Origin of the sequence: Pedobacter insulae, from assembly GCF_900113525.1 — a bacterium.
GTDB lineage: Bacteria > Bacteroidota > Bacteroidia > Sphingobacteriales > Sphingobacteriaceae > Pedobacter > Pedobacter insulae.
Map to the genome: position 1 here is coordinate 138,433 of NZ_FOPP01000001.1, position 23,499 is coordinate 161,931.

The 23,499-nt window shown below is 40.7% G+C and carries 19 protein-coding genes and 1 tRNA gene; 18 read left to right on the plus strand and 2 right to left on the minus strand.

Annotated elements, in window-relative coordinates; genetic code table 11:
* The first annotated feature begins 10 nt into the window (after positions 1-10).
* From BM207_RS00620 to BM207_RS00630, 3 genes are all read left to right on the plus strand, one after another.
* On the plus strand, positions 11-1,591 hold the full coding sequence (locus tag BM207_RS00620) for a SusD/RagB family nutrient-binding outer membrane lipoprotein (RefSeq protein ID WP_090991622.1): 1,581 nt from the start codon (positions 11-13) through the stop codon (positions 1,589-1,591).
* A gap of 28 nt (positions 1,592-1,619) precedes the next feature.
* A complete protein-coding gene (locus BM207_RS00625) occupies positions 1,620-2,600 on the plus strand; it encodes a DUF1735 domain-containing protein (RefSeq protein WP_090991623.1) in 981 nt (326 codons plus the stop codon).
* 151 nt (positions 2,601-2,751) lie between these two features.
* Positions 2,752-3,441 (plus strand): toxin-antitoxin system YwqK family antitoxin, encoded by a 690-nt coding sequence (locus BM207_RS00630; protein WP_090991624.1) that lies wholly within the window; start codon positions 2,752-2,754, stop codon positions 3,439-3,441.
* 45 nt (positions 3,442-3,486) lie between these two features.
* Here BM207_RS00630 and BM207_RS00635 read toward each other — a convergent pair whose 3' ends face one another.
* Both BM207_RS00635 and BM207_RS00640 read right to left on the minus strand, forming a co-directional pair.
* Positions 3,487-3,816 carry a 2Fe-2S iron-sulfur cluster-binding protein gene (locus BM207_RS00635; RefSeq protein ID WP_090991625.1) on the minus strand — a complete coding sequence of 110 codons (330 nt, stop codon included), beginning with the start codon at positions 3,814-3,816 and terminating at the stop codon, positions 3,487-3,489.
* 1 nt (position 3,817) lies between these two features.
* Complete coding sequence (locus BM207_RS00640) at positions 3,818-4,828, minus strand: NAD(P)/FAD-dependent oxidoreductase (RefSeq protein ID WP_090991626.1); 1,011 nt, start codon at positions 4,826-4,828, stop codon at positions 3,818-3,820.
* A gap of 186 nt (positions 4,829-5,014) precedes the next feature.
* Between BM207_RS00640 and BM207_RS00645 the strand changes: the two genes are divergently transcribed.
* From BM207_RS00645 to BM207_RS00715, 15 genes are all read left to right on the plus strand, one after another.
* Entirely contained in the window at positions 5,015-5,764 is a 750-nt protein-coding gene (locus tag BM207_RS00645; protein ID WP_090991627.1) for a UDP-2,3-diacylglucosamine diphosphatase, read from the plus strand.
* Between the two features lie 47 nt (positions 5,765-5,811).
* Positions 5,812-6,885, plus strand: a complete 1,074-nt coding sequence (gene prfA, locus BM207_RS00650; protein WP_090991628.1) for a peptide chain release factor 1 — start codon at positions 5,812-5,814, stop codon at positions 6,883-6,885.
* A 92-nt stretch (positions 6,886-6,977) separates the two neighbouring features.
* Positions 6,978-7,051 (plus strand) — tRNA-Asp (locus tag BM207_RS00655).
* A gap of 247 nt (positions 7,052-7,298) precedes the next feature.
* Positions 7,299-8,516, plus strand: a complete 1,218-nt coding sequence (locus BM207_RS00660) for a site-specific integrase (protein ID WP_090991629.1) — start codon at positions 7,299-7,301, stop codon at positions 8,514-8,516.
* Positions 8,517-8,582: 66 nt separating this feature from the next.
* Positions 8,583-9,032 (plus strand): hypothetical protein, encoded by a 450-nt coding sequence (locus tag BM207_RS00665; RefSeq protein ID WP_143095897.1) that lies wholly within the window; start codon positions 8,583-8,585, stop codon positions 9,030-9,032.
* 2 nt (positions 9,033-9,034) lie between these two features.
* On the plus strand, positions 9,035-9,721 hold the full coding sequence (locus tag BM207_RS00670; protein ID WP_090991631.1) for a hypothetical protein: 687 nt from the start codon (positions 9,035-9,037) through the stop codon (positions 9,719-9,721).
* A gap of 411 nt (positions 9,722-10,132) precedes the next feature.
* Positions 10,133-10,633: a helix-turn-helix domain-containing protein gene (locus BM207_RS19395; protein WP_317040260.1), complete on the plus strand. Its 501-nt coding sequence runs from the start codon at positions 10,133-10,135 to the stop codon at positions 10,631-10,633.
* Between the two features lie 469 nt (positions 10,634-11,102).
* Positions 11,103-11,678, plus strand: coding sequence for a BfmA/BtgA family mobilization protein (locus BM207_RS00680; RefSeq protein ID WP_090991632.1), 576 nt, complete (start codon positions 11,103-11,105; stop codon positions 11,676-11,678).
* 1 nt (position 11,679) lies between these two features.
* Positions 11,680-12,648 (plus strand): DUF5712 family protein, encoded by a 969-nt coding sequence (locus BM207_RS00685; RefSeq protein WP_090991633.1) that lies wholly within the window; start codon positions 11,680-11,682, stop codon positions 12,646-12,648.
* Positions 12,649-13,005: 357 nt separating this feature from the next.
* Positions 13,006-13,587 carry an RNA polymerase sigma factor gene (locus tag BM207_RS00690; RefSeq protein WP_090991634.1) on the plus strand — a complete coding sequence of 194 codons (582 nt, stop codon included), beginning with the start codon at positions 13,006-13,008 and terminating at the stop codon, positions 13,585-13,587.
* 54 nt (positions 13,588-13,641) lie between these two features.
* Positions 13,642-14,871, plus strand: a complete 1,230-nt coding sequence (locus tag BM207_RS00695) for a FecR family protein (RefSeq protein ID WP_177217025.1) — start codon at positions 13,642-13,644, stop codon at positions 14,869-14,871.
* Between the two features lie 179 nt (positions 14,872-15,050).
* Positions 15,051-18,542 (plus strand): TonB-dependent receptor, encoded by a 3,492-nt coding sequence (locus tag BM207_RS00700; RefSeq protein ID WP_090991636.1) that lies wholly within the window; start codon positions 15,051-15,053, stop codon positions 18,540-18,542.
* Between the two features lie 16 nt (positions 18,543-18,558).
* Complete coding sequence (locus BM207_RS00705; RefSeq protein WP_090992046.1) at positions 18,559-20,301, plus strand: RagB/SusD family nutrient uptake outer membrane protein; 1,743 nt, start codon at positions 18,559-18,561, stop codon at positions 20,299-20,301.
* 192 nt (positions 20,302-20,493) lie between these two features.
* Positions 20,494-22,557 (plus strand): NHL domain-containing protein, encoded by a 2,064-nt coding sequence (locus BM207_RS00710; RefSeq protein WP_090991637.1) that lies wholly within the window; start codon positions 20,494-20,496, stop codon positions 22,555-22,557.
* Between the two features lie 64 nt (positions 22,558-22,621).
* A complete protein-coding gene (locus BM207_RS00715) occupies positions 22,622-23,488 on the plus strand; it encodes an endonuclease/exonuclease/phosphatase family protein (protein WP_090991638.1) in 867 nt (288 codons plus the stop codon).
* Positions 23,489-23,499: the final 11 nt, after the last annotated feature.

Here is a 23,499-nt window from a genome sequence, read left to right on the forward strand (position 1 = left end):
AATAAAGAATATGAAAAAATATTTTAAATATATAATGTTAGGCATGGTGGTAATGGCATCTAGTTCTTGTAAGGACTATTTGGACATCAATACCAATCCAAACAGCTTAACTTCGGCAACACCAGCATTGGTATTGCCACAAGCCATAACAGGTGCGGCATCAATTACCAATACTTTTAGTCAAACGTTTTCGGATTTTGCAGGTTACCAAGCAAATGCTGGTGGTTTCGGAGGATTTGGAGCGGTAGTTACTTACGATTTTGGAACAGGTACTGGTGCTGGTCTTTGGACTGCTACTTATGACAATGCAAATGACTTTCAGTATATTATCGATAACACTGCTGATGACGCATCATTAACATTTTCAACCAGCATTGCCCGCATCATGAAGTCCTTCGCTTTCGAGCGTTTGGTTAATCAATACAATGACGTGCCTTATTCTGACGCGTTAAAGGCAACTGCTAGTTTAACACCTAAGTATGACAAGGCTGAAGACGTATATAAAGCATGTATAGCTGAGTTAGATAATGCTATTGCGGCAATTGCTGCAGGTCAGGCAAATGCAGCCACTCAAACTATTGTAGCTACTTCAGACCCTTTGTTTGGTGGTAATATGGATTTGTGGAAAAAGTTTGCGAATACTGTTAAATTACGTATGTTAATTAAAATGGCTGGCGTACCAGCGCAAGCAGCGTATGCAACTACCGCATTTGCAGGTATGAATACAACGCTTGGGTTCTTAACTACTGATGCAATTAATCAACCTGGCTATGTGAAAACGGAAAGACCAAGTCCAATCTACAGTTCATTGGGTTTCAGCGGAACAGGAACTAACGTAAATACTAGTAGAATTCCTACAAAGTGGATTTTCAGTTTCTACAACGGTACTAAATTGTCAGATCCTGCTAGAGCGAGTATTATTTATAGATCTTATCCAAGTACACCAATTAATCAATTAGGCGATGAATCTACGGGTGTTCCAGCTGCATTATCTGCTGGTTCTGCGTGGTTTACCGGTAATAACGCGGCAACAAGTTTGCCAGGTGTTGTTAAAGGCCCTACACAGGGACAGCCAGTAATGTTAGCTGCAGAAAGCTATTTCTTACAGGCAGAAGCTTATGCACGTGGTTATTTGACAGGCAATGCAGAAACTGCATTTAATGCTGGTATTACCGAATCGTTTACTTATTTGTATAAAGATGCAACTGGTGCTATTGCAGCAGGTAAAAATGTGGCAGCTGACGTTGCAACATATAAGACTGAAAATGCAACTAGTCCATTGGTTAACTTCACTTTAGCAACAACTCTTCCGCTAAAAATTGAGGCTATTATTACGCAAAAGTATATTGCGTTAAATATGATAAACAATGATGAAGCGTTTAATGAGTTCAGACGTACTGGGTTCCCTAAAGTTCAAAATGGATCTTTAGACCCACTTTTAACGTTTGCGTCTAGACAATCTGTTTCTACGCACGTTGATAAGTTACCAACCAGGATTCTTTATCCTCAGGTTGAATATGACTTGAACCCTGCGAATGCTCCGGCTGGTATTAATAAGTTTAGTTCTCTAATCTTTTGGGATTTAAACTAATCAGTTAACGATTTAAATATTTAAGAAAATGAAAAAAATTATAAATAGAACACTAGCTTTGGTATTCGCTACAGTTGCACTCAGTTCTTGTTTAAAGGATGACAGCATGGTATTGGATCCTGACAAGGCAGGAGCTAACGTTATTGATTTTGTAAACCCAACTGATATTGCAGTACATGGTAGTACAACTCCATTATACGTATATAGCTTTCCTATTGTAGCGGCTCCTACACCGATCGAACTTTCAGTAAGTTATTCAGGTGCTGAAGATGCAGCACCAAAAGATATTACTGTTAACATTGGTTTAGCTGCTAAGGCGGTCGTTGATCAGTATAATACCGAGCAAAATAAGAGCTTTGAAGTAATGCCCACTTCTTATTACACTTTATCTGCAACATCTGTTGTAATCCCTAAAGGTAAAAAGACAGCTTCTTTTACTGTAAGCTTTAACACTAGTGCAATAGATCTTGCTAAATCATATGTATTGCCACTAAAGTTAACTTCTGCTGATGCGGTAGTTAGTTCAAACTTTGGTACAGCTTTGTTCCAGGTTGGTGTTAAAAACAAATATGATGGCTTATACACGATTACAGCTACTGCGCCAATGGTTGATGTAACAGCGTCTACTTTAACAGGTTATTACCCGTTGAACAAGATGTCATTAATTACAACTGGTGCAAATTCAGTTGCGATGTATGATGGACAGTATGCTACTAGTAACTATGCTCACCCAATAAAAAGTGGTACAGCTACTTCAAGTTATGGCCAATTTAGTCCAATATTTACAATGAATCCAACTACAGGAGCAGTTGTAAGTGTAGAGAACTATTTTGGACAGCCTTCTGCTAACGGTAGATCTGCAGCGTTAAACCCTGCAGGTGTTAACAAATTTACAGTTAATGCAGATGGAAGTAAGACTTTAGAGGTTAGCTACTATTTGCTTCAACCTGGTACTTCAATAAGAACTTCATTTCATGAGAAATGGACTTATACAGGTGCTAGACCATAAGTTTTTAAAGCATTAACTACAAAAGAGCTGCCTATTTGGCGGCTCTTTGTAGTTAAATAGGATTTTTACTTCTGAGAATCAACTATTTAGTAGCTCCTATTGTTTTTAATCTTTTTTTAAGTAAATTTGATATACACTAAAAATTAATATCATGAAAGTAGTCTTAACATCTAGTTTAATAGTTGGTTTAGCAGTAGCGCTATTTTCCACTATAGAGAAAAAAGGTAATTTGATAGATCAATCTAAAGTTACCTACAACATAACGGAAGATAAGAAGTTAAATGGTGCCTACCTTATTGAAGACGCAGACAACGTTACGAGGCTAAGAGGAAGTTACGTTGATAATAAACGTACTGGTGACTGGTACTGTTTTGACAAGGCTGGGAAACTGGTATTAAGATATAATTATACGGCTAATAAGCTGTTAAGTTTGGATAAGGATGCGATGACGACTTTAGAAATTAAAGTTGTAGATAAAGATGTTGACGTAGCTACCAATGCGAGGATTCCCGTGCCAATCTGCTCAGTAGAACAATATAAAAAGCTATTAATCGAAGAATTGAAAGATGCAATTCCAGCAAAGGATAGAGCCGAGAAATTAAGCGTAACGGCCGATATTACGGCGATGGTTGATCAAAATGGTAGCGCTAAGTATGTTGCACTGTATCTTTTAAAAGGAGTGGAATATAAAGCCAACTTATATACAAAAGATAAGTTGTTCAGTTTGGAATGGCTACCGGCAAAATACAATGATAAAACATATAAATCTGAGGTAAAATTTTCATCCACATTTGAACTTGACCCAGGTGATATGAGTAGGAGATTTATTTGGAACTACTAAAAAAAGAGCTTGTTGAATTCAACAAGCTCTTTTTTTATAAGGTAACTAATCCATTGCATGGAGCCGCACTTTAAGACCGTCCATGCCTGGATTTAACTGTAGCTGACAAGCTAGTCTGGAGTTAGGTAACAAATCTGGCAATGTATCTAGCATGGCATATTCATCATCTGACATTTCATTCAGCTTTTCCTCGCCTTCCATTACATCTACACAGCAAGTAGCACATAATGCCATTCCGCCGCAAGTAGCTAAGACATCATATTCACTAGCTTTTAAAAATTCCATTAAGCTTAGGCCCATGTCTGTTGGGGCTGTTAGGTCGCTAATGTTTCCCTCTCTATCTTCAACTTGTATTGAAATGTCGTTTGCTTCCATTTTAAAATTCAGTTACACCGTTAACTGTTGTATATTTCATGGTGTATTTAACACCAGGGTTCATGTACTGGTAGGCGCTGTGGCTCATTAATGCCGCTTCGTGAAAACCACACAAAATTAGCTTTAATTTATTGGTATAGGTGTTGATGTCTCCGATAGCGTAAATACCTGGAATATTTGTGCTATAATCGTCGGTATTAACTTCAATGGCACTTTTACTTATGTTTAAATTCCACTGCTCTATAGGGCCTAATTTCGGGCTTAAGCCAAATAAAGGAATTAAGTGATCCGCCTCGAAATAACTGGTCTCCATGGTGCGGTTATGAATAACCTCTACACGTTCAAGTTTACCCTCGCCGGTAACTGCATTTAGATTGCTGTTTAATACGAGGTTGATTTTGCCACTTTGTGCCAGTTCCATTACCTTGGCAACTGAATCTGGTGCTCCGCGGAAACTTTCACTTCTATGGATTAAAGTTAGTTCGGAACAAACGTCGGCCAAAAAGATGGTCCAGTCCAAGGCCGAATCACCTCCTCCAGCGATAACCATTTTTTGTCCGCGGTATTTTTCCGGGTCTAAAATCATGTAGTTTACTCCTCTTCCGTTTTCAAACTGTTCTAGTCCGGCAACAGCGGGCTTGCGAGGTTCAAAGCATCCTAATCCGCCTGCAATTACCACCACTTTCGCTTCAATGATGGTTCCCATGTTCGTAGTTAACACAAAGTCCGCTTCGCCGCGCTTTTCTAAGCCTTCAATGCGTTCGCCCAAAGTGTAGCCCGGGTGGAATGGCTTAGCTTGCTCAACAAGATTGTCGATTAATTCTTGAGCCAATACAGTTGGATAGCCTGGAATATCATATATAGGCTTCTTGGGATAGATTTCTGAAAGTTGTCCGCCAACCTGAGGAAGGTAGTCGATTAAATGGCAACGCATTTTTAATAAACCGGCTTCGAAAATCGCAAAGAGACCAACTGGTCCAGCACCTATAATGGCTATATCTGTAGAGATCATGTCTTAAAATTTAGCGCAAAGTTACAAAAACCAATACACTATTTAGACATATTCCAGACTATTTTAAAAAAAATCGATAAAATTAGTAGTTTTTATTTGAGCAAACCGACTTCGTAAGTCGACCTGTTTAGGGTCGACTTACGAAGTCGGGAGTTTTGAAATTTTAATTTATCTTTGAGCTCAGACATGGAAAAGTGTATTTATTTTGCTTCGGATTTTCATTTAGGTGCTCCTAATTATAGCGAAAGCCGTAAGAGGGAGGCGCGGATTGTGAAATGGTTAGATTTTATAAGCCCTACCTGTAGTGAATTATTCTTAATGGGTGATATATTCGACTTTTGGTTTGAGTATCATCATGTTATTCCAAAAGGTTTTATTCGTTTGCAGGGTAAATTGGCCCAGATGGCCGATAGCGGTATAAAGATTTATTTCTTTAAAGGTAATCACGATATGTGGGTAGACGATTATTTTACAAAGGAGATCGGTATCGAAATAGTGAGTGATGAATTGTTGATTGAGCGATCGGGTAAGAAATTTTTTCTTCACCACGGTGATGGCTTAGGTCCGGGAGACTCAAAGTATAAATTTTTAAGAAAGATTTTCAGGAATAAGTTTTGTCAATGGTTGTTCTCTATCTTACCTCCCAGGATAGGCTTATTTGTAGCCAATGGCTGGTCGAGCCAAAGTAGGCTTGCAAGTAACCAGAAAGAAGTTTTTTTGGGCGAAGACAAGGAGTGGTTGGCTATTTTCGCAAAAGAGCAATTGCACAAAGCGCATTTTGACTACTTTATTTTTGGGCATCGACACTTGCCACTCGATATTAACTTATTTGAAAGTAGTCGTTACATTAATATCGGCGAATGGATTAATTATAATTCCTATGCGGTTTTTGATGGAACTGATTTGACGTTGGCATATTTTGAGGGTAACCCTTAATTTCGAGAGTATATTTAATTATTACCTTTTTTCCTTATTTTTGCATTATGTTAGAAAAACTAGAAGCGATAAAGTTGCGTTGGGAAGATGTAGAAGAGCAGCTGAGCAATCCTGATACTGTGCAGGATATGAAGCGTTTTGCAGCTTTAAACAAAGAATATAAAGATTTAGGGAAGATTGTAGATGAGTATAAAATCTACAAAAATGTAATGAGTAATATCGACGCCAACAAGGAGATCTTGAGTACTGAAAAGGATCAGGAGATGCGGGAAATGGCGAAGGAGGAGTTAGACCTATTATTGGCGCAACAGGAGAAAATGGAAGAGGATATCCGTTTAATGTTAATTCCAAAAGATCCTGAAGACGCAAAGAATGCGGTATTTGAGATAAGAGGTGGTACAGGGGGAGATGAAGCGGCTTTATTTGCTGGTGATTTATACAGGATGTATAGTCGCTATTTTGAGCAGAAAGGCTGGAAAGTGGAAACTGTTGATGTGACTGAAGGCACTGCCGGTGGTTACAAAGAGGTGATCTTGAAGGTAAGTGGGGATGATGTGTACGGTCAGCTTAAGTACGAATCTGGCGTGCACCGTGTACAACGCGTGCCAGATACCGAAACTCAAGGCAGAGTACATACTTCGGCTGCTTCTGTAGCAGTTTTACCAGAGGCGGAGGAGATAGATTTGTACATTAACCCAGCGGATATTGATTTACAGACTTCCCGTTCGGGAGGTGCTGGTGGACAAAACGTAAACAAGGTTGAAACCAAGGTACAACTAACGCACAGACCTTCGGGTATTGTTGTTGTTTGTCAGCAAGAGCGCTCTCAATTAGGTAATCGTATCATTGCTATGGAGATGCTTCGTAGTAAACTTTATGATATTGAGCTACAGAAGAAGAATGGCGATATTGCGGCGCGACGTAAAACGATGGTGTCAACTGGCGACAGGTCGGCCAAGATTAGAACTTATAATTATCCTCAAGGCAGGGTAACCGATCACCGTATTGGCTTAACCCTTTATAATTTGAATGGAGTGATGGATGGTGGAGTTCAAGAGTTGATTGATGCCTTGCAGTTTGCGGAAAATGCAGAGAAGATGAAAGAAGGCTCTGTAGTTTAAGTACTTACATTTTTTTTCACATTTTTATTGGAAAGTTAATTAAAGACACTATATTTGCAATCCCGAAACGAAGAGATTTGTTTTAGGAAAACGGACCGGTAGTTCAGCTGGTTAGAATGCCGCCCTGTCACGGCGGAGGTCGCGGGTTCGAGTCCCGTCCGGTCCGCTGGTTTAACTACCAAATCATTTAAAAGCCTGTTTTTCGTATGAAAACAGGCTTTTTTGTTTTCAGTCCACATCAAAATGTATAGGTTTTCCCATTTTATTCGTGAGTAATTCGTGAGTTACCACTTGCGAAAAACACGACTCATGAATTAGGATTTAAAATACTGACTGTCAACTAGTTCTATCATTGAACATCTTGACTGTTTGTGTAGTAAATGGCAATTTTGATTAACTTTTAATTGCACATTATGAAAAACAATTTAAGCGTGCTCTTCTATCTGAAGAAGCCTAAGAACTATCAATCTGGCCCGATGCCCATCTATATGAGGATTACGCTCAGCGGGGCACCCAAGGAACTTTCGATCGGCAGGGCCTGTGAACCAAAAAAATGGAACAATAAAGTGGGAAGGGTCAGCGGCAGGGATGAAGCGTCAAAGAACCTGAATGCCTATATCGATACCTTTCGGATAAAGATCGAGGACATACACCTGAAGCTGCTAAGGTCGGATTCAGAGCTCAGTCCCGAAATAATCCTCAATACTTTTCTGGGCAAGAAAGAAAAACCACATCTCTTGCTTGAAATCTTTCAGGAACATAACGACAAACTGGAAGCTTTGATCGGCAAAGGTTTTACCAAGGGAACTTTGACCAAGTACAATACAACTATGAAGCACCTGAAAGCTTTTATGAAGTTGCGGTTCAGGATTTCCGACATAGAGATCAAGGAAATCGAATACTATTTTATCACCGAATTTGATTTCTACTTGAGGAGTACCTGCAGCTGTGCAAACAATTCTGCTATCAAGCACCTTAAGAACCTCGGAAAGATCCTACGAGAATGTATCGCAAAAAAATGGATTTCACACGATCCGTTTGCCGGCCACAAGAATAAGCTCAAAAAGGTGGAACGGGTAAAACTATCGGAAGATGAACTATCCCTGCTTTATGACAAGGAGATCTCCAATGCCCGTATCTGTCAGGTACGCGATGTATTCCTATTCTGCTGCTACACCGGACTTTCATTTATTGATGTGCTGAAATTGAGCAGGTCAGATATTCAGAATGGTATGGACGGAAAGCAATGGATCTTTATCAAACGGCAGAAAACTGCAGTCGCCTCACACGTTCCGCTCCTGCCCATTGCGATTGAGATCATGGAAAAGTACAGTGAACATGCGGATTGTATGGTAAACGAAAAGGTGCTTCCGGTATCGAGCAACCAAAAGATGAATGCTTATCTAAAAGAAGTAGCTGATCTGTGCGGCATTGAGAAACTGTTGACCTTTCATATTGCACGCCATACTTTTGCAACAACGGTGACCTTGGGACAAGGCGTACCGATAGAAAGTGTCAGTAAGATGCTTGGGCATACCGATATCCGTACCACGCAGATCTATGCGAAGGTGATGGACACCAAGGTCGGCAGCGATATGGATAAGCTCAGGAAGAAGATGCATACAGCTTAACCCCCATTTATATGTTAACAACCCCAATTCACAAAATCATTTTAAATCATTAAATTTGTATAGGCCATGAACACCAGAGTTATGAAATTCAAAGAACTTAGGAACCAGGAGGGAATGCTTTCCGCCCTTGTCATCAAAGCTGAAGATATCAAAGAACTTCAGGAAAATCTGAAGCCAAATTCTGCGCTTTCCAATTACCTGAGCGAGGTACAGTCGTCATGGGAAGAAGAGATGGGAGCGCTGCAGACCATTTTGCCCAATGGGCATACGATTGCCGAAACTAATAAGATGGCGGCCAAAGTGACAGAGAATATCCATAGGGAGGCATTTTCCAAAGGCGTTCCAATGTTCTACCGTGATGAAAGAACCAATGACAAGGAATTTGTAAGGGCGAACCCAGATGGCTCTGAAGATCTTGTTTATCTAGATTTACAGACCGATGAGTATATCCTGATCAAGAACCTTTTGGGCCCAGGGAAGGGATATTGGTCATATATTCTTCATTCAATTCATTAGTCATGAAGCCTCAGTTTGTAATTATTGCCGGACCAAATGGTGCCGGCAAGAGTCTTTATGGGCATATTTATGTGCCTGCTGGTACTGAGATATTCAATGGGGACCTTATTTTTGCAGGGCTCGTCAAAAAATACCCAGCATACGATCCACAGATACTTGCGGGCGGCGTGCCCATGCAACTTGAAAAGGATAAGGACTACGCAATTAAAAACAGATTGAATTTTGGATTTGAAACCAATTATGCCAATGATATGGCATCGGAAATTTCTCTGGAATTCAACCATGCGGGCTACGAAAGCACCTTGTTATATTTTGGGTTGAATGATCTAGAGAATTCCCGTGCAAGGGTGAAGACTAGGTTTGCCCTTGGAGGCCACAATGTTCCGATCGATACTATCAACTTTAACATGAAAGAGGGAATTAGGCGGGTCAGGGAGAATCTTGGACTGTATGACCATATCTTGTTTGCTGATACCAGTGTCATGGGGACGGCCCCGATAATCGCCTATTATCACAAAGTGGATAACGAACTGAAGATCTTGGATGACAAGGCCAAGTGGTTTGAAAAAAAATTCGTTAAGAGCTTGGCTGAGCTTGAAAGGAGCAGGTCAGTAACTCTGGATAAAACCAACTACCTTGGAATCAAAAGAAAAAAGGGAACTGAATTGGATGGGGGCCTAGGCCTATGACATTTCAATATGCCTCTAACATGCACCTGGAATATCCAGCGAATAGGAAGTTTATGTTATAACGCTCTCTATTGGATTTTCAAGTAGGCAAGACTATCCGCCAAACCAGTTAGGCTACGTTCATCACCGAGAAGGACTTGGTTTTTCTTCTGAAGTTATTAATGAAGTTGGTAGAAGTGCAATTCTTGAATTGCACTTTAATTTATCCTTTTTTGCATTAATCATTTAGAAATGATTTATCATTAATACTAAAACTTTGCATTCCAAGATCCCGCCTCAGGGCAAAAAATTTTGTCATTCACAGATCAGTGCATAGAAAACTGCTTTTCCAACGTATTCCAGCAAATATTTTTTATAGGTTATAACCTAGGGTATTGTCAATTATTCTCTTCCATATTATTCAACTTTGAAATGAGGCCCAGATGGGCAGATAGTGATATCTGGAACTTCAGATGTTTGCACAACAATTATTTTAGGGTACTGCCCAAAATTCACCAGGTCAGAGAACTGCAAACCGATAAGTTTATCCTAATAATATCACGTGAGTTACGTAGAAGTCACGGCATCATTGGCTTTGACCCCACTAGGTTTGAGAATGAATTTAAGATTTACCCTATGACACCATTAGATTTAATTACCAAGCAGGACCTTGAGCAGTTCAAGATTGAGATGCTTGAGGAAATGAGGAAACTGATACAGATGCCCTTCTCAGGCGCACTCACAAAAAAATGGCTGAAGAGTGCCGACGTGAGGAAGATGCTAGGAATTTCCCCAGGCACGCTTCAGAACCTTCGGATAAATGGCACACTATCCTATTCGAAGGTAGGGGGCATGATGTTCTATAAGGCGGAAGATGTGGAGCGAATGCTGGAGAAAGACTTAAATGCGGACTTCAAATCATTTCCACAATGAGGGCAGAGGATCCGGTAGCAGGTTTTTTGGAAAAAGCTAGGGGCGATGAGCGGATCCTCCCAACCCATTTGGCACTTTTCATGGCTATATTGATGTACTCGAATAGCGGCATCTCCAGTAAATGGTTCAGGGTGTGTCGCAGTAAGCTGATGGAATTTTCCAAGCTCAGGTCCAAGTCGACCTACCACAAGTGCCTAAAAAACCTGGTTGATTTTGGGTATATCCGTTACGAGCCATCCTATGATCCCATCAGGGCCAGCAGGATATCAATCATTTGTACGGAGTTACAGTAGATCTTTGAGGGGCAACTTGGACTATGCAGTCCTTTTCCCTTAAAAGAAAAGGAGCAAGCGGAAGTTGGGCTGCGCCCTACTTTGCTTGCCCTGCGCTGCGCTACGGGGGTTAGAAGTATACCCCAGGTATACTTCTCCTTTTTTAAAGTGACGGAAACCATTAAATCAATATACTTATGGGTATACCAGCAAAAGAAGAAACCGCAAAAGCGGCAGAGAAGTCCATCAGGTTTTCACTAGCGGTACATGATAAGCTCCAGAAACTTTCGGCTAAACTGGGCAGGCCGCAAACATTGGTGTTCGCACAGATGGTCGATTATTTTTACCGAACTAAAAAGGATCCTATAGACCTGAACGATGAGATGCTGAAAAGTTCAATCCTAAAGAATGCACAGAACCAAATGGGCTTTCTGAAAACACAGGAAAAGATTTTCCTTTTGCCGATGAACGAAAAAATAGGTGAGGTATCGCAGCAGCAGGAAGAAATCCTAGAAGCTTTTGATGAGCAGGTTCTGCAGGCCAATCGGGTGCGTGTGGACGAACATAAACAACAGATGAAATACCTTGTAGAGCTGCACCGCTTGATAAACAATTTCAATGGACAAATTAGTGCTAAAAAGGAACTGAAGGAGAGTTTCCTTTATATCCTTAATAACTATATCAGTTCAAGGGATAAGGTTAATGTCCTGTTCAATCAAAAAGAGAGGGAACAATTGGCGGCCGAAACCATCAGGCAGGTAAATAACCTCTAATATGTTCATCAATATCACAAGCAGCGAATCGGGAAACAACAAGGGTTCTAGCGGACAGCTCGTGCATTATCTCGACAAGGAGAACAGGCTTTTTGACCAAGAAAAAAAGCTCTGGTTTAACGGTGAAAGTGCAAACATCCAATCGTACAAAGTAAAGCACACGTTGGACAGTAACGTAGCGAAGCTTTCCCGAAACGATGCTAAGTTCTTCCTCGTCAATATCAGTCCGAGCCAAAAGGAAATCGCTCATTTAAAACGGGAGTTTGGAGAAGACATAGCTGCTGCCATGAAAGGTTTCGCAGTTAGGGTAATGGACGAATACGCAAGGAACTTTAACCGTACTGGCATTGAAAGTTCAAAAGACCTCCTTTGGTTCGGCAAATTGGAAAATCACCGTTATTACTCTTTTAAGGATAGGGAATTAATTAATGGAACCAAGAAACGTGGCGAGGTCAAAGATGGGGAGCAGCTGCATATCCAGATTATCGTGAGCAGAAAGAATATTACCAATAAGATCAAGCTCAGTCCTATGAACAATTCAAAAGGGAAGAACCAAGTCCATTCCAAAAAATTGGGACAGTTCAATAGGCTTGCTTTCAAGCAATCTGGTGAGCTGCTATTCGATAAAATATTCGGTTTTGATAGGGGGCTTAAGGAAATGTTGGCCTATGCGAACATCCAAAAGAACGGCACGCGATTGCAGAAAGAACAGATAAGGATTTTGGAGCGTGTAGCTCCACAACAGGATAGGGCAAGGCACATCAGGAATGAACTTGCAAGGGAAGTGGGCAAGGATTGTTTTACCTCAATAAACAATATGTTGAAAGATGTCGGCAAAACGATAGATGGATTTCTTAAAATAATGATGGAACCAGCGCAATCGAATGAACCGAACATCCACCCCGTCGATAGGGCTGAAAGGATAAGAAGAAAACATCAAGCAGAACAAGGCCGTGGCCTCGGCCGATAGGCATAGTTTCGCCCCTCGCGCATTTGCGGCCTGCAAAAACCCCGTTCGCATTGCCGAAGCAGTTTTGCTCTTGTATTTACGGAAAAATCAACAGTGATAGTTGATAAGAATCAAGCAGGAAGTGATCCAAGAAATATAATCTCTTGCAATTCCACGTGGGTTAATTTTCCCTTAGAGGAATGGAGTAAATTCTTCAATTCAGCTCATTTTAAGATTCAAAGCCCATTTACATTAATTCTACGTTAAGAAATATATTTTGGCCAATTAATTAATTTTCAATAATTAATTTTGTAAAGTTCATGTGGAGAATAGCTATTTGATGTTTATCTTCACACTTAAACCCAACAAACTGTAAAAATGCTGAAGGAGCAATATTTATTAAAAGCTATTACTGAAGGAGATGTAAGTGCTTTCAGTCAGCTTTTTTATGCGCACCATCAGCAACTCGGCCTCTACGCTTTTACAGTTATCAGATGTCAGGAAACGGCAGAAGAAATCGTGCAAGATGTATTTTTAAAAGTTTGGCAACATCGCGAAAAATTAGCTGCAGTTGCTAATATCAAAGCCTATCTTTTTACAATAACGAAAAACGAAACGCTTAATGCAATCCGTAAAGTTGCAAACGAACGCAAACGCAGGCAGGCATTCGAGAACGATTTGCTTGATGCCGATTCTAACTTAACCGTTGATCTTGCAGAAGAAGAGAACGAAGTTCATCAGGTTTTCGAACATGCAGTTTCAAGTCTGCCACCTCAACAACAGAAAGTATTTTTACTAAGGCAGCAGGGACTAAAGTATGCACAAATTTCGGTTGAAATGAGTATTTCCTTACATTCTGCCAAGAAATATCAGCAATTGGCAATGCAGTCCATTGAAAGGTTCTTGCGCGCAAAAGCAGGCATCATTATTTTATTTTTTATTTTTTTTCTAAAAAAGTAAAAACGCATATCTCCTTTTTTCACCAAGATGTGTCTTTATAGAAAAAGCACATCATTGGAACAATATCATCAACAGCAACGAGTAGATTTTCTCCTTCAACTTTATAAAGAGGGAACACTTAATGACGATCAACATCAAGAATTGATCGATTTGTTGGCAAGGCCAGAAAATCAAGACCGCGCATCTTTATGGTTAGATGAAGTTTGGAAACAAACACCAGATCAACATTTCTTTTCTGCTAGTAAAAGTAATCAGCTTCACCAATCGGTGCTTAGTAAAATCGATCCAGCAGAGCCTAAAGTATGGCGATTAAACAAAACGATCATCAGTATTGTAGCAGCCGCTGCAGTTATAGCAATAGTCTTTTCATTCCTCTTCCTTCGCCAGTCTAATTTCGCACATACCGATACAAGCCTTGTATCCAAGAAAGATACATCAGCTTTTATAGCAGATCTTGGTCCGGGAGGCAATAAAGCCACCTTGAAATTGGCAAACAATCGGGTAATCGTGCTAGACCAAGTTAAAAATGGACTAGTACTCAACGCAGGTAACTTGTTGGTTAAAAAAAGTGTGGAAGGTCAATTAATTTTTCAGGTCAATCAAGCCTCTAAAAATGATGCGGCATTAAGTGGCCAAAATATACTTACTACGCCAGCGGGCGGTCAATATCAAGTCTTGTTGGCTGATGGGAGTAAAGTCTGGTTAAATGCATCTTCATCTTTAAAATTCCCTTCATCATTTACTGGGAATGAAAGAAAGGTAGAACTAACTGGTGAGGGATATTTTGAAATTAGCAAGTCAAAAAACCAACCTTTCATAGTTAATGCGAGAGAAATGAAAGTTGAAGTATTGGGAACCCATTTCAATATTAACGCTTATCCAGATGAACAACTCTTAGCAACAACATTAATCGAAGGCTCGGTAAAACTCACTCATCGGTCAAACTCCGTGCTGTTAAAACCGCATGAGCAGGCAAACATTAAGAATGGCTCCTTTAAGTTGCAAAAAAACATAGATGTAAAAGATGTGCTCGCTTGGAAAGAAGGCTACTTCGTATTTGATAACGAAGAAATCCACAGTGTAATGCGAAAACTATCTCGGTGGTATAACGTAAAGGTCGAATATGAAGATCCTCAAGTAAATGAAGAATTTGTGGGTACAATTTCTAAGTTCAAAAACATCTCCGAAATTTTAAAATTATTGCAAGCTACCCGTACAATTAAATTTAAGGTCTTACCATCCCAAGATCCAACATATGAAAGGAGGGTCGTGGTCATGAAATAGTTTTACAACAAGATCGAGGTAAAACAAAAAACCAGAGCATCTGCAACATGCCCTGGCCAAAAAAGTTTACCCAAACAATGCACTCGTCCAGTATAAACCTATAACCCAAATGTATGAATTTTTATGCATTATTCGTTTCCGTACTCCGGAAACAAATACCCTATAAACTGATTTTAGTGATGAAACTTACGATCGTATTGCTGTTAGGAATGTTATTGCAGGTCTCTGCGAAGACCCACGCGCAGCGTATTTCTTTGGTACAGGAAAACAAGCCGCTAGTAGAAATATTTAAACAGATCAGTAGGCAAAGCGGCTACGACTTTGTTTACAATGTTAAAACCGTAAAAAAGATTTCTTCCATTACGGTAAACGCAAAAAATGCCCAACTTTATGAGGTGCTTGATCAATGCTTGGCCAATACAACCCTCACTTACGACATTATTAACCGTACCATAGTAGTAAAAGAAAAATCAGAAGAAGCTTTGGTCGAAGATATAGCTCTGCTAGATGTAAAAGGCAAGGTCGTAGATAAGCAGGGCCAGCCCATGATTGGCGTAAGCGTAAAAGCTAAAAATGCCAATCGGGCCGTGGCTACAAATGCCAATGGCGAATTTGAACTTAAAGGCATCGCAGAAAATGACATCCTCATAGTTTCCTACCTCGGCTATATCACCAAAGAGATCCCTGCAAAAACTGTGCTGGGCAACATCCTCTTGGAAGAAGATGTACAAACCATGCGAGATGTGGTAGTTGTCGGCTATGGCACACAAAAGAAAGAAAATCTTACCGGAGCTGTGTCACAGATTACTGGCGATGATCTTAAGCAAAGGCCATCGCCAAACATCGTCAACTCCCTGCAGGGCTTGCTGCCAGGTTTAAATATCCAGGCAAATAACGGAAATCCGGGCGAAGTTCCCGACATCAATATTCGCGGCTTCAACTCTATCAATGGTGGTTCGCCCTTGGTATTGGTTGATGGGATCCAGGGCAATATAGACCGGATCAACCCTTTAGATGTAGAAAGTATTTCGGTATTAAAAGATGCGGCCTCTTCTGCTATTTATGGTGCCAGGGGTGCATTCGGTGTAATTTTAATAACCACAAAAAAAGGTAAAGACGGCAAGGTACAGGTAGAGTATAGTAACAACTTTTCTAGTACCACCCCAACCACCAGAACAGATTACATTTCAGATCCATATGAATATGGCCGTACGGTCGATGCCGCATTAAACGGATATAATGGCACCAACTACACCGGCTTTACCAGTGAAGATGATTGGGAAAAGCTGCGCAAGGTTGCCGCAGGTGAACTTGCTCCTTTCAAAGAACTGCAGGCAAACGGAACCTATAAGTTTTTCGATAACACAGATTGGTATGGCTACCTGTTCAGAAAATGGCAGCCGGGCCAAAACCACAACATCTCTGTTTCTGGCGGTAATGACAAAATCCAGGGCTATGTGTCTGGGCGGGCCTACAAAGGGGCGACCATTCAAAATATTGCAGATGCAGATTTGGTTAAGTACAACGTAAGGGGAAGAATTAACCTCAAAACAAACAACTGGCTAGAAATCTCAGACAATATCCAGATCAGTACAGACAAGCAAACTGAATTTGGAGGATATAAAAATGGATATGGCGGGCCATGGAGCACAACAAGTTGGTATTTCCTCTTCCCCTTCCAGCCTAATAAAATTGATGGCATCCCTTATGATAATATGGGTACTGGTGCGCAGGGTGCTTTAGAAGACGGATACAATTATGTTCGTACTTATTCCGAGCAAGTCGTAAACATTTTAAGTGCTAAAGTTACACCGCTTAAAGATTTAGTAGTTAATGTAGATTATAGTAACACCATCAATCATATTGCCAACTCTACAAGGCTAAATCCTTTCAACTATCTAACAACTGCCAAAGCCACTCCGGCAGTCGGTGGGCTGAATCGCTTAACAGAAACTAGGAACAGAAACTACTATAACGCCCTCAACATCTACGGTACCTATTCAAAAAGCTTCTTTAATGATAAGCACCACACCAAACTCCTATTAGGTTATAACCAAGAAGATGCTAATTCAGATAATATTTTGGCAGAACAAGGTGGCTTATTGGTCGGTAACCTTTCTAGCTTGGGCCTCGGTACCGAATTGCTTCGTGCTACAGGTTCTGGTACAAATTGGGCAGTTCAGGGTTACTTTGGCCGCTTCAACTACGATTATTTAAACCGTTACCTCCTAGAAGTTAATGCTCGTTATGATGGTTCTTCACGCTTTCCTACAGCAAGTCGTTGGGGCTTTTTCCCTTCAGTTTCTGCAGGCTGGTACATCAGTCGCGAAAAATTCTTTGCGCCGCTAGAAAAAGCAATCAGTTCATTAAAGCTCCGCGCATCTTACGGCAAGCTGGGTAATCAGAATATAGACCTGTACACTTTCTCGCAGGTACTTTCCACTGGGCAAACTACCTGGTTAATCAACAACATTAAAAACAATTATGTAACTAGTCCGGCACCGTTGCCAAGCAACGTAAGTTGGGAAAACTCCAGAACCATTAACCTCGGGGCAGATCTAGGTTTCTTCAAAGGCAGATTAAACGCTTCTTTTGATTGGTTTGAGAAAAATGTCGAAGGCATGTATCTTCCCGGTGAACCTCTTCCCGCCGTTTTTGGAGCTGCAGAACCGAAAGAAAATATTGCCAGCCTCAGAAATAGAGGTTTCGAATTCTCCCTCGGATACAATGCAAGTGTCAACATCAAAGGCGCACCATTACGCATCAGGGCTTCAGCTAGTCTCTACAACTTTGAAGGTATCATCACCAAATATCCAAATCCTAATGGCTTAATGAGCACCTTTTGGGAAGGACAAAAGTTGGGAACCATCTATGGTTATAAAATCGACGGTCAGTTTCAATCAGATGCAGATGCAGCAGCCTATCAGGCAAAATTTACTAATCCAACAACTTCCCTTGGCCAAGTTTATAACTATGAGTTAAACATTGTGCAAAATAGCCAGTGGAAAGGCCTGAAAGCGGGAGACATCAAATATGTCGATGTAAATGGCGATGGGGCAATCAATAAGGGAAAAAACACACTCGCTGATCATGGCGATTTAATTGAAATCGGAAATGCAATGCCACGCTTCCCATTCGGCTTTAACTTCAGCGCAGAATGGAAGTCCTTCGATTTTGCATTCGCAGGTGCGGGCGTGGGCTCTCAAGATTGGTATCCAACAGGTAATATTTTCTGGGGTCCTTACGAACGCCCATATCTCTCCTTCATTAGAAAAGACTTGGTAAGCAATGCTTGGTCGCCAGAACAGCCTGGAAACACCTATCCACAAATCTCTAGAGGATATGCCTCACTTGGCGCATTAAGATCTTTAGGTGAAGTGAACGACTATTACCTCACCAATGTCGGTTACTTGAGAGTTAAAAATTTAACTTTTGGCTATACCATTCCTGAAAAGATTACCCAAAAGGTTAAGATTCAACGCCTACGCTTTTACTTTAGCGGCGAAAACTTATTTACCTGGCGCTTTGGTAACCTAACCAAATATGTAGATCCAGAAATGGCCGGATCTGGCATAAATTATTCGAGTCCAAATTCAGCCACCACCAGAGCTCGATTAGAAGATTATCCGATGGGTAAAACCTATTCATTTGGAATCAATGTTTCACTTTAATTCAGACCCCAAGAGCATGAAAAAATTCATACAAATAACCCTGCTAATCTTGATGGTTGCGGTAGTGGGATGTAAAGACGATTTATTAGACACTACACCACAAGATAAAATTGACGCTCAAACCTTCTTTAATACCGCAACAGACCTAGAGGTTTATACCAATGGTTTTTATGAGATGTTGCCTACCACCGAAGTATATACAGACGATGCAAATTCAGATAACCTCGTTCCGCTTATTGTGTCAGATCGTGCCAAAGGCGCAAGGATCTTACCGGTGGCTAGAGGTACAGGTGGCTGGAATTGGGCTAACCTACGCTCCATTAACTTCTTTCTGGCCAACTATGAAAAATGCCCAGATCAGGCCGCTAAGTTAAAGTTCGGTGGGATAGCTCGCTTTTTTAGAGCTCATTTTTATTACGACAAGTTGAAGACTTTTGGCGACGTACCCATTTACGATAAGGTACTCACAGCAGATGATCCAGATCTTTATAAAGCTCGTGATCCAAGAAAAGCAGTGGTAAACTTTATTTTGGCTGACTTAGATTATGCAATCGCAAACATTCCAAAAGAAGTAAAACTCAATAACATTACCCGTTATACCGCACTCATTTTAAAAGCAAGACTTTGCCTGTTCGAAGGAACTTTTAGGAAGTATCATGGTTTGGGAGATGCAGACGCTATGCTAACCTTGGCAGCTGCAGCGGCTGATGAATTGATTACTTCGAATGCTTATCGCCTCTTCAATACTGGAGGTGCTAATGTAGCCTATCGTGAACTTTTTGCTCGTATTAATCAAGATGCAACAGAAACGATTTTAGCTCGAGATTTTAATCCTACTTTTGGCAAGAATACCATCAACTATGGTATGACTTCTCCAACCTTTGGTGCCTATGGGATCCCAAAAGATTTCGTGAACAGTTACCTACTAAAAACAGGAGCTCGATTTACAGATTTGTCTAACTATGCAACAGCGCAATATTATGAGGAGATGCAAAACCGTGATCCAAGGCTAACTCAAACAGTGGCAGGTCCAGATTTTGCAGCCTATGGAGAAACCGTGAGAGAGCCAGTTAATATGAGCATTACAACTACAGGCTACAGGATTATTAAAGCGCTATCTACTAGAGATCAATGGGCTTCCAGTAGTTCCTATTTCGACCTCATTTTGTTCCGCTATGCAGAAGCACTCCTTGTATATGCAGAGGCAAAGGCCGAACTCGGTACCCTCACACAGGCAGATCTTGATAAATCTATCAATAAATTAAGAGAGCGGGTAGCCATGCCTTTTCTAAACCTGACCGCTGCAAATGCAACTCCAGATCCTTATCTATTGGCTATGTATCCGAACGTAAATTCTGGCCCAAATAGAGGAGTTATCTTGGAAATTAGAAGGGAAAGACGGATCGAGCTTTTTAATGAAGGTTTACGATGGGATGATCTAATGCGTTGGAAAGAAGGAAAGAAAATGGAAAAACCATTAGTAGGAATTTACTTCCCGGCTTTAGGAGCTTATGATTTTAATAATGATGGCAAGGCCGATGTATTCCTACACAATGGGAATGCAACGGGCGCACCAGCTGGAACATCAAGTATCGTCAATGTAAGCCAGAAAAAGCTTACCAATAATACCTTCGGTAACTTTGACCCCTTGAAAGGAACTGCTATGAAATTCGACGAAGAGAAAGACTATCTCTATCCAATTCCTGTCGAAGACATTAACTTAAATCCAAAAATTATTCAAAACCCAAACTGGAAATAATAGTGCTTCCCCATTTAGTTTGCTAAATGGGGAAGCACTTCAGTTAGATGCATCGTGGACAGTAATTTATTGCTGTGAAAGGCTCTGCATTTGGCTGTTTTTCTAAATACTTAAAATTCTCCCTTGCTAATAAAGGATTGTTGGGTAGAAAAATCTAGCTAATTCAATCAATTCTCAGACCCTAATTACAAAATGATGAAGAAATTAGTATTAATTATTGCCTGTGCCGCATTATGGTCGGCCTGCAAAAATGAAATTGCATTAGTGCAACCAGACAAATTTGCCGAACACTCTGGTTCAGGTGTTATGACAATGTCGGGCATTGTACTCGCTAACGACTCTGCTTTCAATGTAGTCAACTATGCCGGTTCAGGTACCGCCGGCCAATCAAATGGTACCGCTGGAAGTCCATTAACAGCAACGTTTGATGCACCCGAAGGACTTGTCTTCGATTCAAATGGCAATATGTTCGTTGCCGATCGCGATAACCATGTCATTAGAAAAATCACACCATCAGGTACCGTTTCACTTTTTGCGGGAGTGATGGGGCTTTCTGGGGCACAAAATGGTACTTTAGGTACCGGACGATTTTATTCGCCTATCCGTCTAGCCATTGATGATGCTGATAACCTCTACGTTGCAGATCGAGATAACGCACGAATTAGGAAAGTGACTCCTGCAGGTGTAATCTCAACCATCGCTGGAACAACTGCAGGTACAGGTAGCACGCAGTTCGACTGGCCGATAGATGTTGCTGTAACCGGTGATGGAACCAAGGTATATGTAGCAGATTCTAAAAATCACCGCATCCAAAAAATTACGTTAAGCGCTGGTACATGGACAACCTCCTTGCTTGCTGGCACAACCACTGCAGAATATCAGAACGGTACAGGAACCGCTGCCAGATTTAACTTTCCTTCTGGTGTAGCCTTAGATAACTCGGGCAATATTATTGTGGCCGATCGGATGAATAATTGTGTCCGTAAAGTTACTACTGCCGGGGTGGTCACCTTGCTAGCCGGTGTACCAGAACTACCTTCGGGATACAGTTTAGATGCGCCGCGACTAAAAGCAAAGATGGGACAGCCTTTTGGTGTCACCGTTGCTAACGATGGTTGCATTTATATTACCGACATTGAATTTCATACCATTAGAAGGCTCAACGCTGAAGGCTTCTTATCTACGGTTGCAGGCAGTGGTACTGCTGGTTCCGCCAGTGGCGATTTTGCAACCTTTAACATTCCAACATCCATTGTAATTGATAATTCAGGCAATTTTTACGTCGCAGATATTAACAATAATAAAATCAGAAAAATGGTGCCTACAGATCGTGCCTTGCAGTATACTCATGGTTGGAACAAAAGCACACCTCATCCTGGGGTAACGTGGTATTACTTTAGTGGCAATCGTTTCTTCCTGCCTTCCACACAAACCAACGAAATTCAATATGTGAATGTGCTAGATATCGATTTATCGCTTAACAATTTGGACTTTAAACAGGTTGATTCACTGCAAAAAAGCACCCTAACAAATGTTATTGGCACACCTACAACTGCTGTTGCTGCCTTAAGCGGAACCTTCGCTACGGTGATGCCTTCGCCATCTGGTCCCAACAAAAAATATTGTGCATTTTTAAGAAATAATGGTGTAACCTATTGGGATTCTAATATTTACACCACCAGTTCTTATTGGGTGTATCACGAAGGTATGTTCTATGTAAATGCAGATAATACCATGGGTATGGAAGCGAGTAATATGGCGCAAAATCCATTCAGTCCAACCTTAAGAAAATACATGATGTCTGGTGCACCATTATTAATTGCCAATAGTACTATCATTGAAAAGCCTGGCAGTCCGGCTTGGGCTTCTGTTAATCTACAAGAGCATATTAGAGAAAGTACAGCATCCCGAAGTGTAGTTGCCATTCCTACCATTAATAATCACCTGCTTCTTATTGTTGCCGAAGGTAAAGTACCGGGGGCTACTTATTGCACACCAATACCACGTGGCTACGGAATGACCACAGCAGATCTTGCTCAATTTGTAAAACGTTATTTCAATGCCAAAGGTGCCTTAAATTTAGATGGTGGTGGCTCAGCGAGCTTGCACTTAAAAAATCATGGTTCTGGTGGCGGAGGAACTTTCGGGGTAATCTCTAATCCTGCATGGGGCGGAGGTTCATGCCCTGCTGGCGGTTCTGCCTTTGCAAACCAACGTAACTATATGCAAGATGCTATTGTAATTTATCCAAATTAAACGTCGACTTAGCTGGTGGCGGAAATTGCCGCCAGCTTAATATTTTATTAATACCAAAACGAAAATGAAACTATTCCAACCATTATTATACCTTTTTCTCTTTAGCACTCAAGTTGTTCTTGCCCAAAATAAGCCCATGAAATTTCTTTCTTATAATATTTTGGAAGGGATGAAATTGGATACCGTAATTAATAAACCAGCATTTGCTGCTTGGCTTAAAACTCAGGATGCTGATGTGCTAGCGCTCCAGGAGGTTACCGGATTTACGCAATCCAGCCTAGAAAAATTGGCTTTAAGTTATGGTCATCCATACGCTGTATTACTAATTGAAGGTGAAAAATTCCCTGTTGCGATTACGTCGAAATATCCCATTACCAATGTGAAAAAGATAACCGATAATATGGATCGAGGCTTTATCTTAGCAGAAATAATAGGCTTCCAAATTGCTGTGCTCCATTTTACACCATTTGATTATAGAAAGAGGAGACAAGAAGTGGCCCTTTTATTAGCCGAGATTAAAGCGAAAGCAGTGAATAAAAACTGGGTTATGATGGGTGATTTTAACACCGTGTCCCCGCTTGACTCTTCGGCTTATACTGATGGGAAGCTTATTGCTAATTATATTGCCTACGAAAAGAAGTATGCACCAATCTTGAAATTGGTGAACGGCAAGATTGATTATACTGTAATTCAGGATATTCTGGATTATAAATTTGTCGACGCCCTCAAACTCAAACACCAGGACTTTATAAAAACCGTTCATCCTAAAGCTTTCGAGCCAAAGAATGGCCCCGATGTTCCTTCTAGGATTGATTTTATATTTGTTAGTCCAGATTTAAAAAACAAAGTAATGGGCGCTGAAGTAATTAAAGACGATTTTACCCATGTGCGATCTGATCATTATCCAGTTTACATCACAATTCAACAATAATCCCGAAATAC